Source organism: Winogradskyella wandonensis, from assembly GCF_004346845.1.
Taxonomy (GTDB): Bacteria; Bacteroidota; Bacteroidia; order Flavobacteriales; family Flavobacteriaceae; genus Winogradskyella; species Winogradskyella wandonensis.
Genome location: NZ_SMGI01000001.1, coordinates 39,119 through 63,088, shown reverse-complemented (window position 1 = coordinate 63,088; position 23,970 = coordinate 39,119). Strand labels below are relative to the sequence as shown.

20 protein-coding genes are annotated in these 23,970 nt (G+C 35.3%); 15 read left to right on the top strand and 5 right to left on the bottom strand.

The annotated features are described in order from the left end of the window. Positions 1–92 precede the first annotated feature (92 nt). The gene (locus DFQ05_RS00265; RefSeq protein ID WP_132702405.1) at positions 93–6,473 is read left to right on the top strand and encodes an alpha-2-macroglobulin family protein; all 6,381 of its coding nucleotides are present in this window, start codon (positions 93–95) and stop codon (positions 6,471–6,473) included. A gap of 127 nt (positions 6,474–6,600) precedes the next feature. Here the strand turns inward: DFQ05_RS00265 and DFQ05_RS00260 are convergent, their stop codons facing one another. The 4 genes from DFQ05_RS00260 to DFQ05_RS00245 form a co-directional block, all read right to left on the bottom strand. After that, positions 6,601–7,155, bottom strand: coding sequence for a DinB family protein (locus DFQ05_RS00260; RefSeq protein WP_132702403.1), 555 nt, complete (start codon positions 7,153–7,155; stop codon positions 6,601–6,603). A gap of 78 nt (positions 7,156–7,233) precedes the next feature. Further along, positions 7,234–7,752 (bottom strand): DUF4136 domain-containing protein, encoded by a 519-nt coding sequence (locus tag DFQ05_RS00255; RefSeq protein ID WP_132702401.1) that lies wholly within the window; start codon positions 7,750–7,752, stop codon positions 7,234–7,236. Between the two features lie 69 nt (positions 7,753–7,821). Then, positions 7,822–8,820 carry a GTPase ObgE gene (gene obgE / locus DFQ05_RS00250; RefSeq protein ID WP_132702399.1) on the bottom strand — a complete coding sequence of 333 codons (999 nt, stop codon included), beginning with the start codon at positions 8,818–8,820 and terminating at the stop codon, positions 7,822–7,824. 54 nt (positions 8,821–8,874) lie between these two features. Next, positions 8,875–9,987 carry an adenylate kinase gene (locus DFQ05_RS00245; RefSeq protein WP_132702397.1) on the bottom strand — a complete coding sequence of 371 codons (1,113 nt, stop codon included), beginning with the start codon at positions 9,985–9,987 and terminating at the stop codon, positions 8,875–8,877. Between the two features lie 151 nt (positions 9,988–10,138). On the opposite strand from DFQ05_RS00245, the gene DFQ05_RS00240 reads away from it, so the two are divergent. From DFQ05_RS00240 to DFQ05_RS00190, 11 genes are all read left to right on the top strand, one after another. Beyond that, positions 10,139–11,293: a 5-(carboxyamino)imidazole ribonucleotide synthase gene (locus DFQ05_RS00240; protein ID WP_132702395.1), complete on the top strand. Its 1,155-nt coding sequence runs from the start codon at positions 10,139–10,141 to the stop codon at positions 11,291–11,293. A 2-nt stretch (positions 11,294–11,295) separates the two neighbouring features. After that, positions 11,296–11,778 carry a 5-(carboxyamino)imidazole ribonucleotide mutase gene (purE, locus tag DFQ05_RS00235; RefSeq protein ID WP_132702393.1) on the top strand — a complete coding sequence of 161 codons (483 nt, stop codon included), beginning with the start codon at positions 11,296–11,298 and terminating at the stop codon, positions 11,776–11,778. A gap of 7 nt (positions 11,779–11,785) precedes the next feature. After that, on the top strand, positions 11,786–12,019 hold the full coding sequence (locus DFQ05_RS00230) for a hypothetical protein (protein ID WP_132702391.1): 234 nt from the start codon (positions 11,786–11,788) through the stop codon (positions 12,017–12,019). Continuing rightward, positions 12,003–14,057 (top strand): M3 family metallopeptidase, encoded by a 2,055-nt coding sequence (locus tag DFQ05_RS00225; RefSeq protein ID WP_132702389.1) that lies wholly within the window; start codon positions 12,003–12,005, stop codon positions 14,055–14,057. The genes DFQ05_RS00230 and DFQ05_RS00225 overlap by 17 nt, the downstream gene beginning before the upstream one ends. A gap of 26 nt (positions 14,058–14,083) precedes the next feature. Continuing rightward, complete coding sequence (locus DFQ05_RS00220; protein ID WP_132702387.1) at positions 14,084–14,857, top strand: hypothetical protein; 774 nt, start codon at positions 14,084–14,086, stop codon at positions 14,855–14,857. Positions 14,858–14,904: 47 nt separating this feature from the next. Next, positions 14,905–15,408, top strand: a complete 504-nt coding sequence (locus DFQ05_RS00215; protein WP_132702385.1) for a GbsR/MarR family transcriptional regulator — start codon at positions 14,905–14,907, stop codon at positions 15,406–15,408. 377 nt (positions 15,409–15,785) lie between these two features. Further along, complete coding sequence (locus tag DFQ05_RS00210) at positions 15,786–16,139, top strand: hypothetical protein (RefSeq protein WP_132702383.1); 354 nt, start codon at positions 15,786–15,788, stop codon at positions 16,137–16,139. Between the two features lie 3 nt (positions 16,140–16,142). Continuing rightward, positions 16,143–16,535, top strand: coding sequence for a hypothetical protein (locus DFQ05_RS00205; RefSeq protein ID WP_132702381.1), 393 nt, complete (start codon positions 16,143–16,145; stop codon positions 16,533–16,535). A 2-nt stretch (positions 16,536–16,537) separates the two neighbouring features. After that, positions 16,538–17,434: a TIGR01777 family oxidoreductase gene (locus tag DFQ05_RS00200; protein WP_132702379.1), complete on the top strand. Its 897-nt coding sequence runs from the start codon at positions 16,538–16,540 to the stop codon at positions 17,432–17,434. 56 nt (positions 17,435–17,490) lie between these two features. Beyond that, the gene (locus DFQ05_RS00195) at positions 17,491–18,045 is read left to right on the top strand and encodes a sigma-70 family RNA polymerase sigma factor (RefSeq protein ID WP_132702377.1); all 555 of its coding nucleotides are present in this window, start codon (positions 17,491–17,493) and stop codon (positions 18,043–18,045) included. Positions 18,046–18,050: 5 nt separating this feature from the next. Further along, complete coding sequence (locus DFQ05_RS00190; RefSeq protein ID WP_132702375.1) at positions 18,051–18,308, top strand: hypothetical protein; 258 nt, start codon at positions 18,051–18,053, stop codon at positions 18,306–18,308. Here the strand turns inward: DFQ05_RS00190 and DFQ05_RS00185 are convergent. After that, positions 18,291–19,124 (bottom strand): hypothetical protein, encoded by an 834-nt coding sequence (locus DFQ05_RS00185; RefSeq protein ID WP_132702373.1) that lies wholly within the window; start codon positions 19,122–19,124, stop codon positions 18,291–18,293. The genes DFQ05_RS00190 and DFQ05_RS00185 overlap by 18 nt on opposite strands. 121 nt (positions 19,125–19,245) lie before the next feature. Between DFQ05_RS00185 and gcvP the strand changes: the two genes are divergently transcribed. From gcvP to DFQ05_RS00170, 3 genes are all read left to right on the top strand, one after another. After that, a complete protein-coding gene (gene gcvP, locus DFQ05_RS00180) occupies positions 19,246–22,095 on the top strand; it encodes an aminomethyl-transferring glycine dehydrogenase (RefSeq protein ID WP_132702371.1) in 2,850 nt (949 codons plus the stop codon). Positions 22,096–22,275: 180 nt separating this feature from the next. Then, complete coding sequence (locus tag DFQ05_RS00175) at positions 22,276–23,334, top strand: 3-oxoacyl-ACP synthase III family protein (protein WP_132702369.1); 1,059 nt, start codon at positions 22,276–22,278, stop codon at positions 23,332–23,334. Positions 23,335–23,376: 42 nt separating this feature from the next. Further along, positions 23,377–23,913 (top strand): class I SAM-dependent methyltransferase, encoded by a 537-nt coding sequence (locus DFQ05_RS00170; protein WP_132702367.1) that lies wholly within the window; start codon positions 23,377–23,379, stop codon positions 23,911–23,913. The last annotated feature ends 57 nt before the right edge of the window (positions 23,914–23,970 follow it).

The following is a 23,970-nucleotide window of genomic DNA, read 5'->3' as shown; positions in this document are numbered from 1 at the left end:
TTACTAACTTAACTCAGCCAAATAATACCTTTACGTATTATGTCTTTTTTTGGAATACCTTTTGAAGGTATTTTGCTGAAAATACAACACTCATGAAATATAATATTATTGCCTTGATAATCATCTGCTTTTCTTCATTTTCAACAGCTCAGAACACTAATTACGATTCTGATTGGGCTGCTGTAGAGAAGTTAGAAACTGAAGGCTTAACCAAATCGGCTTCTGAAGCTGTAGATAATATATTTAAAAAAGCGAAGTCAGAAAAGAACAGTATTCAAATTGTAAAATCTTTATTGTACCAAAGCAAGTATTTGCAAATCCTTGAAGAAGATTCACAACTTAAAATTATTGAAAATTTTAAAACCGAAATTGAATCTCAAGATGTTTTAACAACACACATTTTAGAAAATTTATTGGCAAAACTCTATTGGCAATACTACCAAAACAACCGTTATAAATTTTATAACCGCTCTAAAACCGATGTACAGATTGGAGAGGATTTTAGAACCTGGGATTTGCAAACGTTATTTGCCGAAATTCATAAATATTATCAGTTTTCTTTACAGAATGGCTTAATACTTCAGCAAGAACCTTTAGAAAAATACAGTGCGCTTTTAAACGAGGTTGAGGATTCTAAAACCTACCGGCCGACACTCTTTGATTTTTTAAGTCATAATGCTTTAGAGTTTTACCAAACTACGGAAAACGGCATTAATCAACCCGCTTATAAATTTACTATAAGTCAGCCCGAATTTATTGCACCGTCAGAGATATTTATGGGTTTAAATATTAGCTCAAAAGATTCGGTAAGCCTTCAATTAAATGCCTTAAAAATCTTTCAAAATATTTTACGTTTTCATCAAAAAGATAAGACGTCAAAAGCTTACATCTCGACTAATATTAAGCGTTTAGATTTTGTAAAACAAAATGCAACTTTTAACGATACCGAAACTAAGTTAATCGAAACTTACACTCAGGAATTAGAAGGCATTTCTAATACTATAAATTCTAGTTTATACAGTTTTGAGATAGCCAATCAGCTAAATAAACTCGCTCTTAAATACCATGCAAATGCTAGTGAAGACAGTGATAATTATAGATGGAAAAACAAAGAAGCCTTAGAGCTTTGTGAGGCTATAATAAATAAATTCCCAAGTAGTGATGGCGCAAAACAGTGTGAAGTTTTAAAAGAACAAATCCTTAATCCTACGCTAAATCTACGAACCGAAAAACACATTCCTGTAAATAAGCCATCCTTGGTTTTAGTGAATTATAAAAATCTTGAAGCCTTAGATTTTAAAATCTATAAAGTCAACAAATCAAAACTTAATAGATTCTACAGACTTTATAATGTCGAAGAAAAATCTAAATTTCTCACTAAACTAAAGGCTGTAAAATCGTTTACAAGTCCACTTAAAAACGAAAACGATTATCAAAATCACAGTTTAGAACTCGTGCTTCCGCCGCTAGAAAATGGACTTTATCTTATCTCGGCACATACTAAAACTGATGTTTTTGCCACTGCCGACATTCAAGTGACAAATTTAGCATTATTAGAAGCTCAGGAAAATGATACTGTTAACTACCAAGTTATAAACCGTAATAACGGACAGCCTATCGTCGGGGCTTCTGTAGAAATGGTATATACAGCATCATACGACAGAAACGATAGACGTAAATCCTCTTTTACCACAGACAAAAAAGGACGTTTTGTTTTTGCGAAAAATGGCACAAATTACTACGACGTCACTACAACCATTAATTACAATGGCGAAACTGCTGTATTTGGCAATTATTATATCAACAGACGCTACGACACAAATAACAATTCAAAAATTAATTATAGAACCTTTATTATTACGGACAGAAGTATTTATAGACCAGGACAAACGGTATATTTTAAAGGTATTGCAATCAAAACTGAAGATAGAAAAACAAATGTTGTATCTAACGAAGTTATTACAGCCGAATTACATGATGTCAATGGTCAAAAGCTAAAGGAACTTCAATTTGTCACAAACGAATACGGCTCCTTTCATGGTGAGTTTATCTTACCAGATGGCGGACTGACGGGCGATTTTTCTATAAACACTACATCCGAGGTTTTAGGATTTTCATCTCATTATTTTTCTGTTGAAGAATACAAGCGTCCTAAGTTTAAAACTGAATTTTCGCCAGTAACAGAAACCTACAAAGTTAATGATAGTGTAACCGTAAAAGGAAATGCTATCGCTTTTGCAGGAAGCACCATTACAGATGCTAAAGTAGTGTATCGCGTTAAGCGAAATGTACAGTTCCCTAATTGGTATTATTGGCGAGGACCAAGCTATAATTCCAGCGAACAAGAAATCACATTTGGAGAAACAATAACAAACGCAAAAGGCGAATTTGAGATTACTTTTAAAGCATTACCAGACGAAAAAGCTCCTAAAGATAATCTACCGGTTTTCTCCTACGAAGTTACAGCAGATGTCACAGACATTAATGGGGAAACAAGAAGCGCTACAACAATTGTGCGCGTGGGCTATCATGCGTTAACTGCGAACATAATTGCGCCGCAAAAAATAAATAAATCACAAAAAACAACCGAATTAAGCATCAGCACAGCAAATTTAAACGGCGAATATGTTCCTGCTAAAGGAACACTACAGATTTACAAATTAAAACACCCAGAGTATGTGCTTCGTCCAAGACCATGGCCTGCTCCCGATTACAACTATTTGAGTGAAGCCGAGTTTAAACAACAATTCGCGCATTGGGCTTATGATAATGAGAGCCAAATACAAAACTGGGACAAAGGCAAAGCTATTTTTGAAACTGATTTTGATACCGAAAAATCTAAAGAAATAACCCTAAAACGCATCAAAAATTGGGAATCTGGTACTTACCTTATCACATTAGAAACCAAAGATAAGTTTGGGCAAGATGTAAAAGACCAAGCCTATACATTTTTATACAGTGACTCCGACAAGATTGTTGCAGATAATATGTTGTTTGATGCCAGCTTAGATAAAGACACGTATCGACCAAAAGATAACGCCAAACTAACTTTTGGCACGGCAGCAGAAGAGGCCTACGTTACCATAAGTGTAGAAAAACAGGGCAAACTTATCGACACACAAATCCATAAACTAAGCACATCAAAAAAACAAATAGCACTACCTATTAACGAGGCTGATTACGGTGGTTTTGTGGTGCATTATAGTTTTTCGTTTTTTAATTACTTAAACTCTGGAAGTATCACTGTCAATGTCCCTTATCCTAAAACCGATTTACAAATTGAAACAAGCACATTTAGAGATAAGTTGCAACCAGGACAAGATGAGACTTGGCAATTTAAAATCAAAGGACCAAAGGGCGATAAAGTTACTGCCGAAGTTTTAGCGAGCATGTACGATGCCTCTTTAGATGAATTTAAATCCAACGACTGGAACTTCTCTCCTATTTATAGACCAAACTACAATTCTAGAATTAATACAAACTATTCCAGAAGCTTTGGTGTTGTAAATTTCAGAAATGCCAATTATTTTAGAACTACAAAAAATTACAGCTACCAAGGCTTTGATACTTGGAACTGGTTTGGGTTTTATTTTGGAAATGAATCTCAAGCCCGAAGAGCATATTTCAGAAATATAAACTCCATAAAATCTAAGATAATTTCTAATTATGATGATACAATTAAAGATGGTACTATAAAAGGCATAGTTACAGACTTTACTGGTGCAACGTTACCTGGTGTAAACGTTATTGTAAAGGGAACTGCTACTGGAACACAAACTGATTTTGACGGTAAATTTGAAATTGAAGCAAAAAATGATAAAGTACTTGTGTTTTCATATGTTGGAATGAAAACTATAGAACACAAGGTTGATAAGTATAATAAGTTACAGATAATACTTACTGATGATTATGCCAGTTTGGATGAAGTTGTAATTACCGGATATTCAGGAGCAAAAAAATCAGCAAAAGTTAGTTCTGCATTGGCAACAGTATCTAGTGAAGAAGCTCGCTTCGCTAATGCTGATAATATTGAAGACGCAGAATATCAATTCATTTCAGACAAAGTAAAATTAGTTCCTGGAGATTCAACTATTATTGGAGCTGCATATATGGAAATTTATGGCGTTCCAACAAAACAAATCCAAATCCGTAAAAACCTTCAAGAAACGGCGTTCTTTTTTCCACAGTTACAAACGGACAAAGACGGCAATGTGAGTTTCAATTTTAAAGCTCCAGAAGCCTTAACCAAGTGGAAATTACAACTTTTAGCGCATACCAAAACCTTAGAAAGTTCAGTAGCGCAATTTGAAGCCGTTACCCAAAAAGAATTGATGGTTTTACCTAATACTCCACGTTTTTTGCGCCAAGGCGATGAGATTACGATTAGTACTAAAATCGCAAATCTTACTGATAAACCTTTATCTGGACAAGCACAACTTATTTTAGAAGATGCTGTTACGAGCAAAAATGTCACCAACTTACTTATTGGGTCGAGCGCAGTCGAGACCTTTTCAGTTGATGCCAAAGGTAATACTTCAAAAGAGTGGATTTTAAGCATTCCTGATGACATTCAAGCTGTACAATATAAAATCATTGCACAATCTGAAGAATTCAGCGACGGTGAGCAAAACGTTTTACCTGTTTTAACCAACAGAATGCTAGTGACTGAGAGTTTACCAATGTGGGTGCGTTCTAATCAAACCAAAACATTCACTTTAGATAAGCTGGCGAATAATTCGTCTTCGACCTTAATAAATCATAAACTGACATTAGAAATCACATCTAATCCAGCGTGGTATGCTGTACAAGCTTTACCATATTTGATGGAGTATCCTTACGATTGTAATGAGCAAACCTTTAGTCGCTATTACGCTAATGCATTGGCACAACATATTGTAAACTCTAACCCTAGAATAGAAACAGTTTTTAACCAGTGGGCATCTCAAGATGCGCTTATCTCCAACTTAGAAAAAAACCAAGAATTAAAATCGTTGCTCATTGAAGAAACACCTTGGTTACGAGATGCCCAATCTGAAACGGAGCAGAAAAAACGCATTGCCTTGTTATTCGATTTAAACAAAATGAATAACGAGCTACAAAATTCTATTAGAAAGCTCAAAAACAACCAACATAATTCTGGGGCATGGCCTTGGTTTAGTGGCGGACGTGATAACAGGTATATTACGCAGCATATAATTTCTGGTTTTGGACACCTCAAAAAACTATCTGTCAAATCAAGCGAAGTCGAGATGCCAATGATAGAGAAAGCTATAAATTATCTAGATCAAGAATTCGTCAAAGACTATAAAGACCTTAAAAAGTATAGCGCTAAAGTAGATTTAAACAAAGACCATTTATCGTACACGCAATTGCATTATTTATATGTCCGCAGCTTTTATCCTGAAATTAAAGCTTCAAACGAAGTCTCTAAAATTATGGATTACTACATGGGGCAAATTCAAAAATACTGGCTAAAACGTTCGCTTTATGCCAAAGGTTTAATGGCGTTAGTTTCTCATAGAAATCAAGACGAAAAAACAGCTTCTAAAATCTTAAAATCTTTGGAAGAAAATTCTATTACTTCTGAAGAATTAGGCATGTATTGGAAAGAAAACACAGCATCTTGGTATTGGCACCAGGCACCAATTGAAACCCAAGCCTTATTGATTGAAGCCTTTTCTGAAATTCAAAACGATATAGAAACCATTGACAACCTTAAAATTTGGCTGCTTAAAAATAAGCAGACTAACAAATGGGAAACTACCAAAGCTACAACCGAAGCGGTCTACGCATTATTGCTCCAAGGAAGCGAATGGCTAGATGTTACAGAAGCTGTTGATGTGCAAGTCGGCACTGAAACGATTTCACCCTCTAAATTAGAAAACGTAAAAGTTGAAGCTGGTACAGGTTACTACAAAACTAGTTGGAATGGCTCTGAAATTAATCCAGAGCAATCTAAAGTCACGCTTTCTAAAAAAGGCGAAGGCATCGCATGGGGTGCGCTTTATTGGCAATATTTTGAGGATTTGGATAAAATCACACCTGCTGAAACACCGCTTAAACTGAAGAAAAAACTATTCCTAAAAACCAATACTGACCGTGGTGAAGAAATCACAGAAATTACAAAAGATACCAAACTCAATGTTGGTGATTTAGTAAAAGTCCGTATAGAATTACGTAGCGACCGCGATATGGAATTCTTACATCTTAAAGATATGCGTGCTGCAGGTTTTGAGCCTATCAATGTGTTATCTCAATACAAATGGCAAGATGGTTTGGGTTATTACGAAAGCACAAAAGATGCCGCAACTAATTTCTTTATCGATTATTTACCGAAAGGTGTTTATGTTTTTGAATACGATTTAAGAGTTAATAATTCTGGAGATATGAGTAATGGCATTACCACAATTCAATCGATGTATGCGCCAGAATTTAGTAGTCATTCTGAAGGCATTCGGGTAAAAGTTGACTAAATAAAAGGCTGATTGAAAAGTAAATATTGCTGTCATTTCGACTAAAACGGAGAAATATAATTGTTAGATAGTGAATAAATTTCATCGGTTTCGACAGGCTCAACCTGACGTTTAGCTGCAATGTCAATTACTTAATCCGTTTACTAATCATAGCTAACTGTCCCATGTGATTAGCTTGATGTTCCATGACATGAAACCAAGCCCAGTGATTTGTCATACCTTGATTATTTTTTGCAAACCACTTATCGTCTTTAGTTTTTAAAAGTTCTTTGGTTTTTGCTCTAACCTCATCGTAAATTTCTAAATAATAAGAGATAGGCTTTCCAACAAACTCTTTGCGAGCTTTATCACCAAGACTTAAGGCAGTCCCCCATTTTTCCTCTTCTTCTTTATTAAATTGTCTCCCTTCAAAAGTGTACACCTGATAATATTTTTCTGTTGCTGCTAAATGATAAATCATGGCGCCAGGTGTATTTGCATTTTCATCGAGCAGAAAGTCAGTTGCGTTTTGATCCATATTTCTAACGATGCGTGTGACTCTTTCTTTTAAACCATCGAGCATTGATACCATATTACCAATATCTTGAGTGTAGCCTTTTGGTGGTTTTACATCGTATTGTGCATTAGAAAATGAGAAGATAGCAATGCATAAGATTGCTAGTGTGTGTTTTAAAGATTTCATTTGATTGTTGATTTTGTTACCTAAATGTAATAGGTAGAAGCTCTAATACAAGCCCACTTAACAACACCTTAACGAAACTTATTTTTGCTTTGGAGGAAATTTACTAAAGACTTTTTCTATTAATTTATCGAAACTTTCCTCGCGTTTTTCTGGAGTGTTTCCAATATTAGATTGTGTCGTCACGGCTTGCCAAAACGTTCCATTTTTAGAGTCGTCAACAAATTCAATTTTTATTTCACGCATAGCTCTATTGCCTCCAACAGGAATACCAATAGAGACGCCGCCTCCAACATTACGACCAGTACCGCCAATCCCAACACCAACATTACTATTTGGACTATTGGTAACTTCTGCTGTTGAAATGTCGATATTAAAACTAGGTGTTTCTGACTTTGTGTATCCCAAAGCCTTCATTTTAGCATCTATAGAATTCATTATACGGTTTAAATCTAATTGACTTAATCCAGATTGCATATCGGTAAAATAATTATAGGTTTTGTACTCTGAAAAATTGGTGTTTTTATCGTAGTCGTAGTCTACATAAGCTCCGCAGGAAGTGAATAATGCGAGGACTAAAAAATAACGTATTAGCTTCATCTTTTTCTTTTAAAGATACTAAATTTTGAAGCTGAAGTATAAATTTTAACGCTTTACAAATGCGTATAATTACGAATTAAGCATCTTCCAAAGCTTATCCTTTAACTCCTGAATACCTTGGTGTGCTGCTGAAGACATAAACATATAGTCTATAGGCAAAGTTTTGTCAAGTTCTATTTTTAGTTCTGCTTTTAACTCCTCATCCAATAAATCAGATTTAGATACTAAAAGAAAACGTTCCTTGTCTAACATTTCAGGATTATAGCGTCTTAATTCGTCTAACAAAATCTCGTATTGTTTTAGGATATCGTCTGCATCGGCAGGAACTAAAAATAGCAAAATAGAGTTACGCTCTATATGCCTTAAAAAGTAATAACCCAAACCTTTTCCTTCTGCCGCACCTTCTATAATTCCGGGGATATCAGCCATGACAAAAGACTGAAAATCGCGATATTTAACGATGCCTAGGTTAGGTTTAAGAGTTGTAAATTCGTAATCTGCAATTTTTGGTTTTGCGGATGTCATTACAGACAATAAAGTCGATTTTCCTGCATTAGGAAACCCCACTAAACCAACATCTGCTAAAACCTTTAGCTCAAGGGTAATGTGTTTTTCTTCAAGAGGAATACCGGGCTGTGCATAGCGTGGTGTTTGATTTGTAGAACTCTTAAAATGCCAATTACCTCGACCGCCTTTTCCGCCTTCGGCAATAATTTTTTCCTCTCCATCCTCTGTAATCTCAAAAAGAATCTCGTTAGTTTCGGTATCTCTAACTACAGTACCTAACGGCACCTCTAAATACTCGTCTTGACCATCAGCACCAGTACTTCTAGCAGAACTACCATGCTCGCCATGACCAGCTCTAATATGCCTTTTGAATTTAAGATGCAGTAGTGTCCAAAGGTTTTCGTTACCACGAATAATAACGTGACCACCTCGACCACCATCACCACCATCTGGTCCACCTTTAGCATTATATTTTTCACGATGTAAATGCGAAGACCCTTTTCCTCCGTTACCAGAAGAGACGTGCATTTTTACATAGTCAACAAAATTTCCTTCAGTCATTTCTTGAGTTTAAAATGAAAAGTTTAAAGCTTAAAGTTTAAACTCACTTGGTGATTATAGCTTATCTAAAACAGCGCTTAGACGCTCAGTGATTTCTTCGATAGTTCCAACACCATCGACAGCTACGTATTTTTTTTGTTCAGAGTAATAATCTGCAACTACTGCTGTTTCATCATAATACACTTTTAGACGATTTCTTATAACATTTTCGTCGGCATCGTCTGCTCTTCCACTAGTTTTTCCTCGTTCTAATAAACGGCCAACTAATACCTCGTCATCAACCTCTAAAGCCACCATTGCATTGATTTGCGAATCTTTAGAGTTCATTAATGCATCCAAAGCTTTTGCTTGGGCATTTGTTCTTGGAAAACCATCAAAAATAAAACCATTAGCATCCGCATTTTTTTCTACTTCAGCATTCAACATATCAATAGTAACTTCATCTGGCACCAATTCGCCTTTATCAATGTATGATTTTGCTAGAGTACCTAAAGCAGTTTCGTTTTTTATGTTATATCGAAATACATCTCCAGTAGAAATATGTACCAAATTGTATTTGTCTTTTAAGTAATTTGCCTGTGTACCTTTGCCTGCTCCTGGTGGGCCAAATAATACAATGTTAGTCATGTGTTGTGTAGTTTTAAGTTGATAAACAGCTGGCAAATCTCTCCCTAAGCCATTATAGTCTAAGCCATAACCGACAATAAATTTGTTAGGAATTTCTATACCAACATAGTGAAGTTTAAAGTCTTTCTTGTAAGCCTCTGGTTTGTAAAACAAGGTTGCTATAATGAGTTGTTTTACGTTCTCATTTTCAAAAATACGATGTACTTCTTCGAGCGTGTTTCCAGAATCTATAATATCTTCTAAAATAACAACTGTTCTGCCAGTTAAGTCTTGTGTAAGACCAATAAGTCGTTGGATATCTTCGGTAGATTTTACACCATCATAAGAGGCTAGCTTTATAAAAGTAACCTCACAAGGATGAGGGTACTTTTTCACAAAATCACTAACAAACATAAAAGACCCGTTGAGAATACCAACAAAAATGGGCATTTCGTCCTTTAAATCTACTGCAATAGCATCTACCATTTGCTGTACAGCATCTTGTATTTTCTCCTCGGAAATAAAGGGTTTAAAATATAAATCTTGAAGCTTAACGAGCATGTTATTATTTTGAAAGTGCAAAGATAATCAATAGATTGAGGATTGACTATTTTTGGTTTCCTATTTTGGAATATTCTTCTATAATTAGTGTATTTTTGTTAGCAAATTATGTTGAACGTAAAAAAGATTTCTGCTCTCGCGGAACGTGAATATGAGCTATTTTTCATCAAACTTTAAACTCGGTATATTGGGTGGCGGCCAATTGGGCAAAATGATGCTTTATGTCACCAGAAAATTTGATATTACAACAAAAGTTATTGATTCTAGCCAAGATGCACCAGCGCGATTAGCTTGTGATGAATTTATTCAAGGTGATATTTTAGATTATGATACCGTTTTAGATTTTGGACGTTCGGTGGATGTCTTAACTTTTGAAATTGAAAATGTAAACGTTGATGCTCTTGAACAACTAGAGCACGAAGGCAAAAAGGTGTTTCCTTCCTCGAAAACGCTGAGAATCATTCAGAATAAAGCCACACAAAAATTATTTTATACCGACCATAATATTCCAACAGCATCTTTTTCACGTTTTGCCTATGTTTCAGAAATAGAAGATGCCATAACCAATGGTGGATTAGAATTACCATTTGTTTGGAAAAGCGCGCGTTTTGGTTATGACGGTCAGGGCGTAAAAGTCGTTCGCTCATTTTCGGATGTAAAGCAATTACCAAAAGGCGAATGTATTGCTGAAGACCTCATTCCGTTTAAAAATGAATTATCTGTAATTGTATCTCGAAATGTTTCTGGAGAGATTAAAACGTATCCTACGGTTGAAATGGAATTTCACCCTGAAGCCAATCAAGTAGAATACGTATTGTGTCCTGCCCGATTACCGAAAGCGATAACGGACAAAGCAGAGCGCTTGGCATTGAAGGTCTCAGAAGCATTTCAACATGTTGGCCTGTTGGCCGTTGAAATGTTCTTAACTAAAGATGATAAAATTTTGGTGAATGAAGTGGCCCCAAGACCACACAATTCTGGTCACCAAAGTATCGAAGGTAGCTTTACCTGCCAGTTCGAGCAGCACATAAGAGCCATTTTAGATTTACCATTGGGCAATACCGATAGTAAAGTGGCTAGCGTTATGGTAAACCTTGTTGGTGCAGAAAATCACACAGGTGATGTGGAATATAAAAACATTGAAACCATTATGGCGATGGATGGTGTAACACCGCACATTTATGGAAAAAAACAAACCAGACCGTTCCGTAAAATGGGACACGTAACCATTGTAGATAAAGACATAAACAAAGCGCGCGCTATAGCGCAAAACGTTAAGGAAACTATAGAAGTAATAAGCAAATAATTATGAGCAAAGTAGGCGTAATCATGGGTAGCAAGAGTGACTTACCAGTCATGCAAGATGCTGTAGATATTTTAAAAGGTTTTGATATTGAGGTCGAAGTCGATATTGTTTCGGCACATCGCACACCAGAAAAATTATTCGACTATGGAAAAAACGCTCATGAGCGAGGGATAAAAGTGATTATTGCTGGTGCTGGTGGTGCAGCGCATTTACCTGGAATGATAGCCTCATTATCGCCACTTCCTGTAATTGGCGTTCCGGTAAAAAGCAGCAATTCTATAGACGGCTGGGATTCGGTATTGTCTATTTTGCAAATGCCTGGTGGCGTACCTGTAGCAACCGTTGCCCTTAATGGTGCAAAAAACGCTGGGATTTTAGCGGCACAGATTTTAGGCTCTAGCGATAAATGCGTTTTAGATAAAGTTTTAGTCTATAAAGAAGGCTTAAAAGCTAAGGTTATTGAATCTTCTAAGGATTTGAAATAATGACTAAATGCAATTGGCAGAAGAAATATTATTACGATTGATTGTTTATCCATTCTGTGCTTTTATTTTTTATTTGTCATGGGAAATGACTTTTGAACCTACTCATTATCCTTTAGAAATTAACAACTTCAAAGCGAAATTCTACGGGCCAATTGGCTTAATTTTCTCATTAATATATCCAGTAACAGATATTCTAATCGGACTCAAAAAACTTTTTAAAAAAAATGACAATCTTAAATAAACCCTTCAAAACCTCATACAATACAGCACCATTTTCTTCAATTAAGACTGAAGATTTTATGCCAGCCTTTACAACGGCTATAGAAAAAGCTAGAGCCGAAATTGATGCTATTGTGAATAATTCTGAAGCACCTTCATTCGAAAACACGATTGAAGCGTTAGATTATTCAGGTGAAGAATTAGACCGAATTTCAAGTATATTTTTTAATTTGAATTCAGCAGAAACCAATGATGAGATTCAAAAAATCGCTCAAGAAGTTTCGCCATTATTATCAGAATTTAGTAATGATATTACACTGAATGAAGATTTATTTAAGCGCGTTAAGGCGGTTTATGATTCAAAATCTGATTTAAAATTAACAACTGAACAAAGCACACTTCTCGATAAAAAATACAAGAGTTTTTCTAGAAACGGCGCTAATCTTTCTGAAGATAAGAAAGGAAGACTTCGCGAAATTGACAAACAATTAAGTCAACTAAAATTAAAATTTGGCGAAAATATTCTTGCTGAAACCAACAAGTTTGAACTATTAATTACCGATGAATCGGATTTATCTGGTTTACCTGATGACACAAAGGAAGCCGCTAAACAATTAGCCGAAAGCAAAGGAAAAGAGGGCTGGCTCATTACATTAGATTACCCAAGCTATATTCCGTTTATGACCTATGCCGATAATCGCAAATTGAGGGAACAACTCTCAAAAGCTTTTGGTAGCAAAGGTTTTAAGGGCGATGAACTTGACAATCAAAACAACGTCTTAGAGATTGCAAAACTCCGAAATGAGCGAGCCCAATTATTAGGTTACAAAACGCATGCGCATTTTGTTTTAGAAGAGCGCATGGCAGAGTCACCAGATAATGTTCAAAAATTCTTAAATGAATTATTAGAAAAAGCTAAACCAGCTGCGGAAGAGGAATTCGAGCAGTTAGAAAAGTTTGCCAAGGAAATAAAAGACCCTTCGACTGCGCTCAGTACAAGTGACCAACTGCAAAAGTGGGATTCCGCTTACTATTCTGAAAAGTTGAAGCAGAAACTATTTAGTTTGGATGATGAGCAATTGAAACCCTATTTCAAGCTAGAAAATGTTATCGATGGAGCGTTCACAGTTGCTGAAAAATTATTCGGTTTACAATTTGAAGAAATTGACACGATTGAGAAGTATCACAAAGATGTGTTAACCTATAAAGTTGTTGACGCTGATGGCGAATTAGTTTCCATTTTTTACGCCGATTTTTTCCCCAGAGCAGGAAAACGAAATGGTGCATGGATGACGTCTTACAAACCTCAGATGATCAAGGATGGACACAATCATCGTCCGCATGTATCTATTGTTTGCAACTTTACAAAACCTACAAAAAGCAAACCTTCACTCCTAACCTTTAATGAGGTTACGACGTTGTTCCACGAATTTGGTCATGCACTTCACGGTATGTTGGCCAACACAACCTACCCAAGTTTATCGGGTACAAGTGTACATTGGGATTTTGTGGAGTTACCAAGTCAGATTTTAGAAAACTGGTGTTATGAAGAAGAAACGCTAAAACTTTTTGCCACACATTACGAAACTGGCGAGGTCATCCCCATGGAATTAATAGACAAAATAAAAGCTTCAGCTACCTTTCAAGAAGGAATGCAAACTCTTCGTCAAATCAGTTTTGGATTGTTGGATATGGCTTGGCACGCACATGAAAATCCTTCGGAAATCAGGTCTGTAAAAGATTTTGAAGAAAAAGCCTTTGGTGATACCAACCTATATCCTGACGTAAAGGAAAATTGTATGAGTACAGCTTTTGCACATATCTTTCAAGGTGGTTATTCATCCGGTTATTACAGTTACAAATGGGCTGAAGTTTTGGATGCCGATGCTTTTGAGTATTTTAAAGAAGAAGGTATTTTTAATAAAACCGTAGCTCATAAATTTCAGGCTTATATTTTATCTCAAGGTGGCACAGAAAATCCAATGACACTTTACAAGAAATTTAGAGGACAAGAGCCTAAGCCAGAGGCGTTGTTGAGACGTGCTGGGTTGTTGAAATAACTTTAAAAACATCTCGTTATTAAACAATGAGATTACTTAAGTTTCTTGGTCATTTGTTACTAACGGTATTTATGACTGCAATCACACAAGTTGGCGGAATCATTTGGCTTCTATCTTTAGTTATTTGCAAGAAGTATAAATTCAGAAAAAGGTTGGTTTTCCCAATATTATATTTGGTTTTTAATCTTTTTGTTATTCCTCCAATTGCAAAATTTACAGGTAGAGAAAAACTTCCTTATTTTAATGAACATTTAAAATCTGCAAATTGGTTTTATCCACTTGCATTTAGAAATTATGTGAAGCCTGAATTGAAAATTTTACTAATTGAAACTTCTAAACGATGTCAATTACAAATGCAATATTTAGATGCTAATTTTCCATTTTTTGATGGTTTTCCCCTTTTACCACATTCAAGTCATGATGATGGTAAAAAGATTGACTTATCGTTTAAATACAAAGATGAAAATGGAAAATCAACAGAAGATTCTCCTTCATTTTCAGGGTATGGCGCATACGCGAATTCAGATGAAAACTTTACAGCTTCGAGATGTAAATCTAAAGGGTTTTGGCAATATGATTTTTCAAAATATTTAAGCCTTGGAATAAACCATGATGTAGAATTTGATTCGAAACAGACGAAACTTTTGATTGAAACACTTCACAACGGAACTAAAACTCAAAAAATCTTTATTGAGCCACATTTAAAGAAAAGTATGGGTTTATCAAATTATTCTAAAATTCGATTTCATGGCTGTAAAGCAGTAAGACATGATGACCATATTCATCTACAAATAAAATAAACTTTCAATAATTATTGAAAGTTTAAAAATTATTGTATATTTGTCTTATGGAGTATCAAGAAGCAAAAGACAAATTTATAAGCACTTGGGGAAGCCTAGGCACGCTATGGGGCATAAATAAAGCCATGGCACAAATACAGGCATTGCTTTTTATATCCACAAAACCTCTGTCTATGGAAGACATTATGGAAGACCTTAAAATCTCTCGTGGAAATACCAGTATGAATTTAAGACAACTTATGGATTGGGGCATTGTGACCAAAGTACTTGTCTCTGGGGAGCGCAAAGAATTTTTTACTACAGAAAAAGACGTACAAGAATTAGCTAGAGTTATTGCAAAAGAGCGCAGTCGAAGAGAAATAAAGCCTGTAATTAAAGTTTTGGATGAAGTCTCCTCTATTAAAGACGACGGCACTGAAATAACAAAAGAATTAATTAAACAAACTAAAGCTTTACATAACTTAACTAAGGACGCAGACGCGATGATAAATAAACTTATGGACCAAAAACAAAATTGGCTGACGAAATCTGTTTTTAAACTCATAAAATAGATTCCTATTTTTTTAAACTTAACTTTCAATATTTTCTGAAAGTTTTAAATATTAAAAATTATGAAAAAACTATTCAAAATTAATCTTGTCCTTTTTTCGATTACTGCCGGACTTTACCTAACTGTTTATCTAGGCATGTTATTTAGCATGGTGCTCGGGGCTGCTCAAATACTAATGAGTCTTGTAATACTTTATTACTTCAAAACGCTAAGCAAAACGACAAAAATACTTATTGCTTTTTACTTAATCTTAGCAGCTTCGGTTTTATCACTTGTCTATTTGAATAGCGTTTTTGATAATATCTTATTATACTTTGGTCTACCAATGCTAACTGCACTATTCCATCTATACATTACCTATAGAATAAAAATTGAAAAATGAACTATAACCTCATCACATATTGCATCTACTTGCCCATCATCATTTTTATAATGGTAAAAATCGGTTGGCTGTTTTATAAAAATGGAGAAGTGTTTTTGCTTAATCTTTTTCAGAACAATTCTGAGCTTGTAAAAAGTATAAATAACCTCCTTTTAATAGGCTATTATCTAACCAATATAGGATACGCCATCATTACAATTGCCTATTGGGAATATGTACATTCTGCAATTGAAATGTTGAACTCATTATCGTATACCATCGGTAAAATAATACTGCTACTGGCCTTAATGCATTATAACAACATATTCTGGCTGAAGCATCTAAATAAATCGAAACTTTTAAATCAATAAATTATGGAAAATTCAAAAATTATCATCGGCTACATTATCTATTTACCAATAGTTATTTTTCTAACCATTTACGTTTCAAAACTACTTTTTAAAAACGGGAGACTCTTTATGATAGATATTTTTAGAGGAAAAGAAGATATTGCTTTGGCTACTAACAAATTATTTGAAATTGGTTTCTACCTTATCAATATTGGGTTTGCTTTGTATATTATGAAAATCTACGGTTACAGTTCAAATTACGAAATGAGTAATCAAACACTCATGGAAATTCTAAGTAAAAAGATTGGAGGCTTCACTATTTATTTAGGCATAATGTTATTCTTCAATCTATTCTTATTCTTTAGAGGAAGAAAAAAATCTAGACGCTTTACAACAAAAACCACTAAAGTTATATAGTTATGAAAACAATTGTAATAGCAGGTGGAACAGGGTTTTTAGGTCAAGTTCTAGAACAGTATTTTCATGATAAAGGATATGTAATCAAAATCTTGACTCGAAAACCCTTAAAGCAAAACCACATTTTCTGGGATGGCAATAATCTTGGAAACTGGACTAACGATATAGAAAACACTTTTGCGCTTATAAATCTTGCCGGAAAATCTGTGGACTGTAGATATACCGAAGAAAACAAGAAACGTATTCATGATTCAAGAATAGACTCAACCAATGTCCTAGGTTTAGCCATAAATTTGTGCGAAAATCCACCCAAATATTGGTTCAATTCTTCCACAGCCACAATATATAAAGACTCATATAGAAAAGAGATGACAGAAGAAAACGGAGATATTGGTGATGATTTCTCAATGAATATTGCAAAGTCATGGGAACAAGCATTTAATTCTATTACCAACCCAAAAACCAAAAAGGTAATTATGAGAACGTCAATTGTTTTTGAAAAAAAAGGGGGCGCTTTTGTACCATTAAAGCGATTAGCTCAATTTGGATTAGGCGGAAAACACTGGCATGGTAACCAAAAAGTGAGTTGGATTCATGAGCTAGATTTTGCAAGAGCTATTGATTTTATATTGACCAATGATTTAGATGGCACTTTTAATATCGTAGCTCCAAAGCCTACTAATAATAAAACGTTAATGAAAACAATTAGAAAAGCTCTGAAAATTCCTTTTGGTATTTCACACCCAAAATGGTTATTAGAGTTTGGCGCAAAACTCATCGGTACAGAAACAGAATTAGTTTTAAAAAGCCGAAATGTAATTCCTGAACGACTAAGTGCATATGGTTTCAAATTTAAATACACTACTATCGGAGATACAATAAGAGCAATCAGTAGTTAGATATAAAATTCTCATTTTTTTGAACTATTTTTAGCTTTTGAAATTTATGTCCCACAATGGCAGAGCATTCTATAAATCCTAATAATTGGATAAAAGACTATTCCGATTACCTCTTTAATTACACCATAACTCGTGTGAGCGATAGAGAAATTGCACAAGATTTAGTACAAGAAACGTTTTTGGCGGGGCTTAAATCTATGGCTAATTTCAAAGGTGAAGCTAGTGAGCGTACTTGGTTAATTGCTATTTTGAAACGAAAAATAATTGATCACTACAGGAAAATTAACTCTAATAAAGGTAAAGCCGAAGTACGCATGTCTTACAACAGCGATGCAGAAACCGAGGGCGATTGGCTCGAAGAACGCGTTGCGGACCCTTTTGACAAAACTGCTGAGGATGACTTGGAAAACACTGAGCTAGGCATAGCTATACACGACTGTTTGGGTAAGCTGCCGTCAAAACAAGCAGAGGTTTTTAAAATGAAAACCTTATTAAATTATGAAACTGAAGCAATTTGTAATGAATTAGACATTACTGCGTCTAACCTCTGGGTAATTATCCATAGAGCAAGAACGGCTATGGCGAGTTGCATGGAAGAAAATTGGTTTTAACAAAAATGAAAAAAAGTATCTTATTTATTAGTTGTGAAGAGGCGCATCATATTTGTGACAAAAACCAATATGGTGAAGCTACAACTTGGGAAAAAATAAAACTTAAAATTAGATTATCTTGGTGTAAAATTACTCAAGCCTATACAAAGCGCAATACAAAATTGACTGAGGCCATAAAAGAAGCCGAGGCAGATTGTTTAAATCCAGAAGAGAAAACCGCACTTCAGCAAGCTTTTGAACGCGAATTAAGAAAGCAGCAATAAAGAAATAAGCCAAAATATAGGAATACCTTCCACCCAAAACGATGCATAATATTTCGTCTGTCTTTCCGTCGAAAAAAGCAAAAGTAAAAATGTAATACCAACTAACATAAAAGTAGAAAGAACAGAAGCATTAGTGAGTTCGTTCTTAAAAAACTCTAGAATCCAATAAGCCAAAAGCAATAGTGTACCTATTATTTTGGTTTTTTTTATGCCTATTTTTTGAGGTATAGTTGCCAGTTTTAAACTGTCGTATTTCAAATCTCTTATCTCAAAAGGTAACATCAAAACAATAACAATAAAAAATCGTTGGATAAGCAACAATATCACATCTGAATTTATTTCATAACCATTATTTAAAACAGGAATTAACACAGTAACAAAACTCCAAACCATTGCAATAATATAGACCTTTAATCCGCCTACCTGTCGAAGGTTTTGCTCCTCATCAAACAAAAAACGCTTAGGAATTAACGGAATCGCGTATAAAAAAGTAACTAAAGCTAAACCACCGACTAATAAAACAGCATCGAGTTTAAGCCGTGTTAAGTAAAAGCACATCAACAGAAAACAAAACGCAGAAAACACTTGTATAATACGAAGCCAATTAGCCAAACTTCGATGATGAAATTTTGCCAAGCCAAAATACTTTACAAAATTATAAGCTGTAATCGTGGCATAAAAAACAAAGTAAAGGCTGTTTTCATCATAGGATAAATCCAAACCAACTAGGGTCACCCATGTCATCGCATAAACTGCTAATGCTACGTGAATACTGCTATTTACATAAAAGCTAAAGAGAGACTTTAACACCTTCATATTGTAAAAATAGGCAATGTGTTAATAACACCTATTTTCGGTTAAAAACTTTAGTATTCATTAACTAAAAAAAAGTGCATATTCCGTATTTTTGCGTATCAAAAAAAACAGCTAGAAAAGAATGGACACAACTTCTTTTGCATTAAGACACATTGGCCCAAGTCCTCAGGAGCAAAAAGCCATGTTAAACACTATAGGCGTCACCAGTATAGAACAATTAGTTTCAGAAACTGTTCCTGCTGATATTCGTCTAAAACAAGATTTAGATTTAGAACCTGCAATGAGCGAGCAGGAGTACCTATCTCACATCTATAAACTTTCTAATTTAAACAAGGTTTATAAGTCGTATATAGGCATGGGCTATCACCCTTCTAATCTACCTTCGGTAATTCAACGAAACATTCTAGAAAATCCAGGTTGGTACACCGCCTACACGCCTTATCAAGCAGAAATCGCTCAAGGACGATTGGAAGCTTTGCTTAATTACCAAACCATGGTTATTGATTTAACAGGAATGGAAATGGCTAATGCATCTCTTTTAGACGAAAGTACAGCTGCCGCCGAGGCTATGAGCCTGCTTTTTGCTGTTAGAGAACGTGACCAGAAGAAGGCTGGAGTTAATAAATTCTTTGTGTCAGACTTGGTACTACCTCAAACCATTTCTCTGTTAGAAACAAGAGCCATTCCAATAGGTATCGAGCTTGTTATAGGTAATGAAGCGGAATACAATCTAAGTGACGAATTTTTTGGTGCTTTATTGCAATATCCTGGCAAAAATGGCCAAATTACAGACATCAAAGGCTTTATTGAGCGTGCAAATGCAGAAGGTATAAAAGTCGCTGTAGCAGCAGATATTTTAAGCTTAATAAAACTTGAAGCGCCAGGAAAATTTGGAGCTGATGTCGTTGTTGGTACAACACAGCGTTTTGGAATTCCAATGGGCTATGGCGGACCTCATGCAGCATTTTTTGCAACCAAAGAAGCCTACAAAAGAGATGTACCTGGTCGTATTATAGGCGTTACCAGAGATGTAGATGGAAATCGTGCTTTACGTATGGCATTACAAACGCGAGAACAACACATTAAAAGAGACAAAGCAACATCAAACATCTGTACTGCACAAGTTTTATTAGCCGTTATGGCTGGTATGTATGCCGTATATCATGGCCCAAAAGGTTTAGAGTTTATTGCTAATAAGGTAAAAAATTCAGCAGCAACCTTGTCAAAAGCTTTAGAAAATCTAGGTTTAGAACAAGTAAACACGCATTACTTTGATACCATCCAGATTAAAGCAGATCCTGTAAATGTAAAGTACGAAGCTGAAAAGAAAGAAGTCAACTTTTACTATCCAGATAGCAACACCGTAACTATTTCAATTAACGAAACAACAACGATTGATGACTTAAACGAAATTGTTTCAATTTTTGAAGCTGTTACAGGCAATACTACTGATAAAATTACCGAACTCTTAGATACCGAAACAGTACCTAGCGAGCTTCAGCGTAAATCAGAGTTCTTAACTTATGATGTATTTAATTCATTTCATTCGGAAACAGAATTAATGCGTTACATCAAACGCTTAGAGCGTAAAGATTTAGCTCTTAATCATTCTATGATTTCTTTAGGATCATGTACCATGAAACTAAATGCAGCATCCGAAATGTTGCCGTTAAGTTGGTATAGTTGGGGTAATATGCATCCTTTTGTTCCGGCAGACCAAGCTACTGGCTATAAGTTAATGCTAAATGAGCTCGAAAATCAATTAACTGAAATTACCGGTTTTGCAGGAACGTCTTTACAACCTAATTCTGGAGCTCAAGGTGAATTTGCTGGACTCATGGTCATAAGAGCTTATCACGAATCTCGAGGTGACCATCATAGAAATATTTGTCTAATTCCATCTTCTGCGCACGGTACAAATCCAGCAAGTGCAGTCATGGCAGGCATGAAAGTTGTTGTAACTAAGGCCAGCGACAATGGAAATATTGATGTTGACGATTTAAGAGAAAAAGCCGAATTACACAAAGATAATTTGTCGGCGCTCATGGTTACTTATCCTTCAACTCATGGGGTTTACGAATCTGCAATTAAAGAAATAACACAAATTATTCATGATAATGGAGGTCAGGTCTACATGGACGGCGCAAATATGAACGCCCAAGTAGGACTTACAAATCCAGGAAATATTGGTGCTGATGTTTGCCACCTTAACCTGCACAAAACCTTTGCTATTCCTCATGGCGGTGGTGGTCCAGGTGTAGGTCCAATTTGTGTTGCAGAGCAATTGGTGCCGTTTTTACCTGGCAATCCATTAGTGAAAACTGGTGGTCACCAAGCCATAACAGCAATTTCTGCCGCACCATTTGGTTCTGCTTTAGCCTGCATTATCTCTTACGGTTACATTAAAATGTTAGGTGCAAAAGGTCTTAGAGAAGCTACCGAAGTTGCTATCTTAAATGCCAATTACATAAAAGAGCGCTTAGAAGGGTATTACCCAACTTTATATACCGGAGAAAATGGCCGAGCTGCACACGAAATGATTATTGATTGCCGTGCATTTAAAGAAAAAGGCATCGAAGTAGTCGATATTGCAAAGCGCCTAATGGACTATGGTTTCCATGCACCAACCGTGTCATTCCCTGTGGCTGGAACAATGATGATAGAACCTACTGAAAGTGAAAGCAAAGCCGAAATGGATAGATTCTGTGACGCAATGATTTCTATTCGAGAAGAAATTGAAACAGTCTCTAAAGATGAGCCTAACAATGTTCTTAAAAATGCGCCACATACTATGGAAATGCTAACCTCGGACGAGTGGAACTTACCATACTCAAGAGAAAAAGCGGCTTTTCCATTAGAGTTTGTTGCAGACAATAAGTTTTGGCCTACCGTAAGACGTGTTGATGAAGCCTTTGGCGATAGAAACTTAATCTGTAGCTGCGCACCTATCGAAGCTTATGCGGAAGTATAATATTTCAAAATTATAGACTTAAGAAAAGCATCTAATATAGGTGCTTTTTTTATGGTTTTTATAGTAAAAACACCAAAAACTAAGAATATCCAAAAAAAAATTCATTTTAGCATTTAAAATTCCTGTAATTCAAATAATTAGTTAGTTTAGTTGATTAGTTTTATAAAAAATAACACAACTATGGCTATAAAAATAACAGGAACTGGAAGTTTTATACCTAAAAGCATAGAGCGAAATGAGGATTTTCATGAGCATAAATTTTTAAACGCTGATGGCTCTAACATTGATTATCCAAACGAAGTTATTGTAGAAAAATTTAAGGCCATTACTGGTATTGTAGAACGCAGGTATGCAGATAAACAATTAACAGCTTCTGACCTCGGATTTCTTGCTGCACAAAAAGCTATTGACGATGCCGATGTAGATATGGAAACTATAGACTACATTATCTGTGCTCACAATTTTGGAGATGTAAAACACAATACTATACAGAGTGATATTTTACCATGTTTGGCATCAAGAATTAAGCATAGACTTCGCATTAAAAATCCTAAGTGTGTTGCTTACGACATCCTTTTTGGTTGTCCTGGTTGGGTCGAAGGTGTTATACAAGCCCAGGCCTATATTAAAGCGGGTATGGCTAAACGCTGTTTAGTTATTGGTGCAGAAACGTTATCTCGTGTTGTAGATAAGCACGATAGAGACTCTATGATATATTCAGATGGTGCTGGGGCGAGTATTGTTGAAGTCACTGATGAAGACGGAGGAATTTTAGCGCACGAAACAGCAAGTTTTACTTATGACGAAGCTTACTATCTTTTCTTTGGAAACTCAAATAATAAAGAATTATGCCCTGACACACGTTACATAAAGATGCATGGTCGCAAAATCTATGAATTTGCATTAACCAATGTAGCTCAAGCTATGAAAGATTGCTTGGATAAAAGCGGAATAGCTATTTCTGAAGTTAAAAAAGTACTCATCCACCAAGCAAATGAAAAAATGGATGAAGCCATTATTAAACGTTTCTATCGACTATACAAAGCAAAAGCCCCAGAAGATATTATGCCTATGAGTATTCATAAATTAGGGAATAGCTCGGTAGCTACGGTACCGACACTTTTTGATTTAATTAGAAATAATAAATTAGATAACCACGAGATTAATAAGGGTGATGTTATTATTTTTGCAAGTGTCGGTGCAGGAATGCATATAAACGCTGTAGTCTATAAATATTAACACAACACTGAAATTTGCTTTAGTGTTTTGTCTAAAAAACTAATGTACGAAAACACATACCCAAGCAAACGATTTAAGTTAACGCTAGAATTTCTAAAAAAGCACGTTGATGCGTCTGAAACAATACTAGATTTAGGTGTCGAAAACCCATTGACCAAAATCATGAAGGCTCATAATTTTAGTGTCGAAAACACGAAAGGCGAAGATTTAGATATAGATACCTCAACCATCGAAAACTCTGAAGCAACAGTTATTACAGCTTTCGAAATTTTTGAGCATCTTCTCTCTCCTTTTACGGTTTTAAAATCTATAAAAGCAGAAAAATTGGTGGCAAGTGTTCCTTTGCGTTTATGGTTTTCTCCAGCTTACAGAAGCAAAACAGACAAGTGGGATAGGCACTATCACGAATTTGAAGATTGGCAATTTGATTGGCTCTTAGAAAAAGCCGGTTGGGAAATTAAAGCAACCCAAAAATGGACCAATCCAACAAAAAAAATTGGACTAAGACCTCTACTTAGATGGTTTACACCACGATATTACATTGTTTATGCAGAACGTGTAAAAAATACAAACTCTTAAATTCTAAATTCCATTAGCTTATCGTTAGATTTGTGCTTAGGAATTTATTTTTGGACG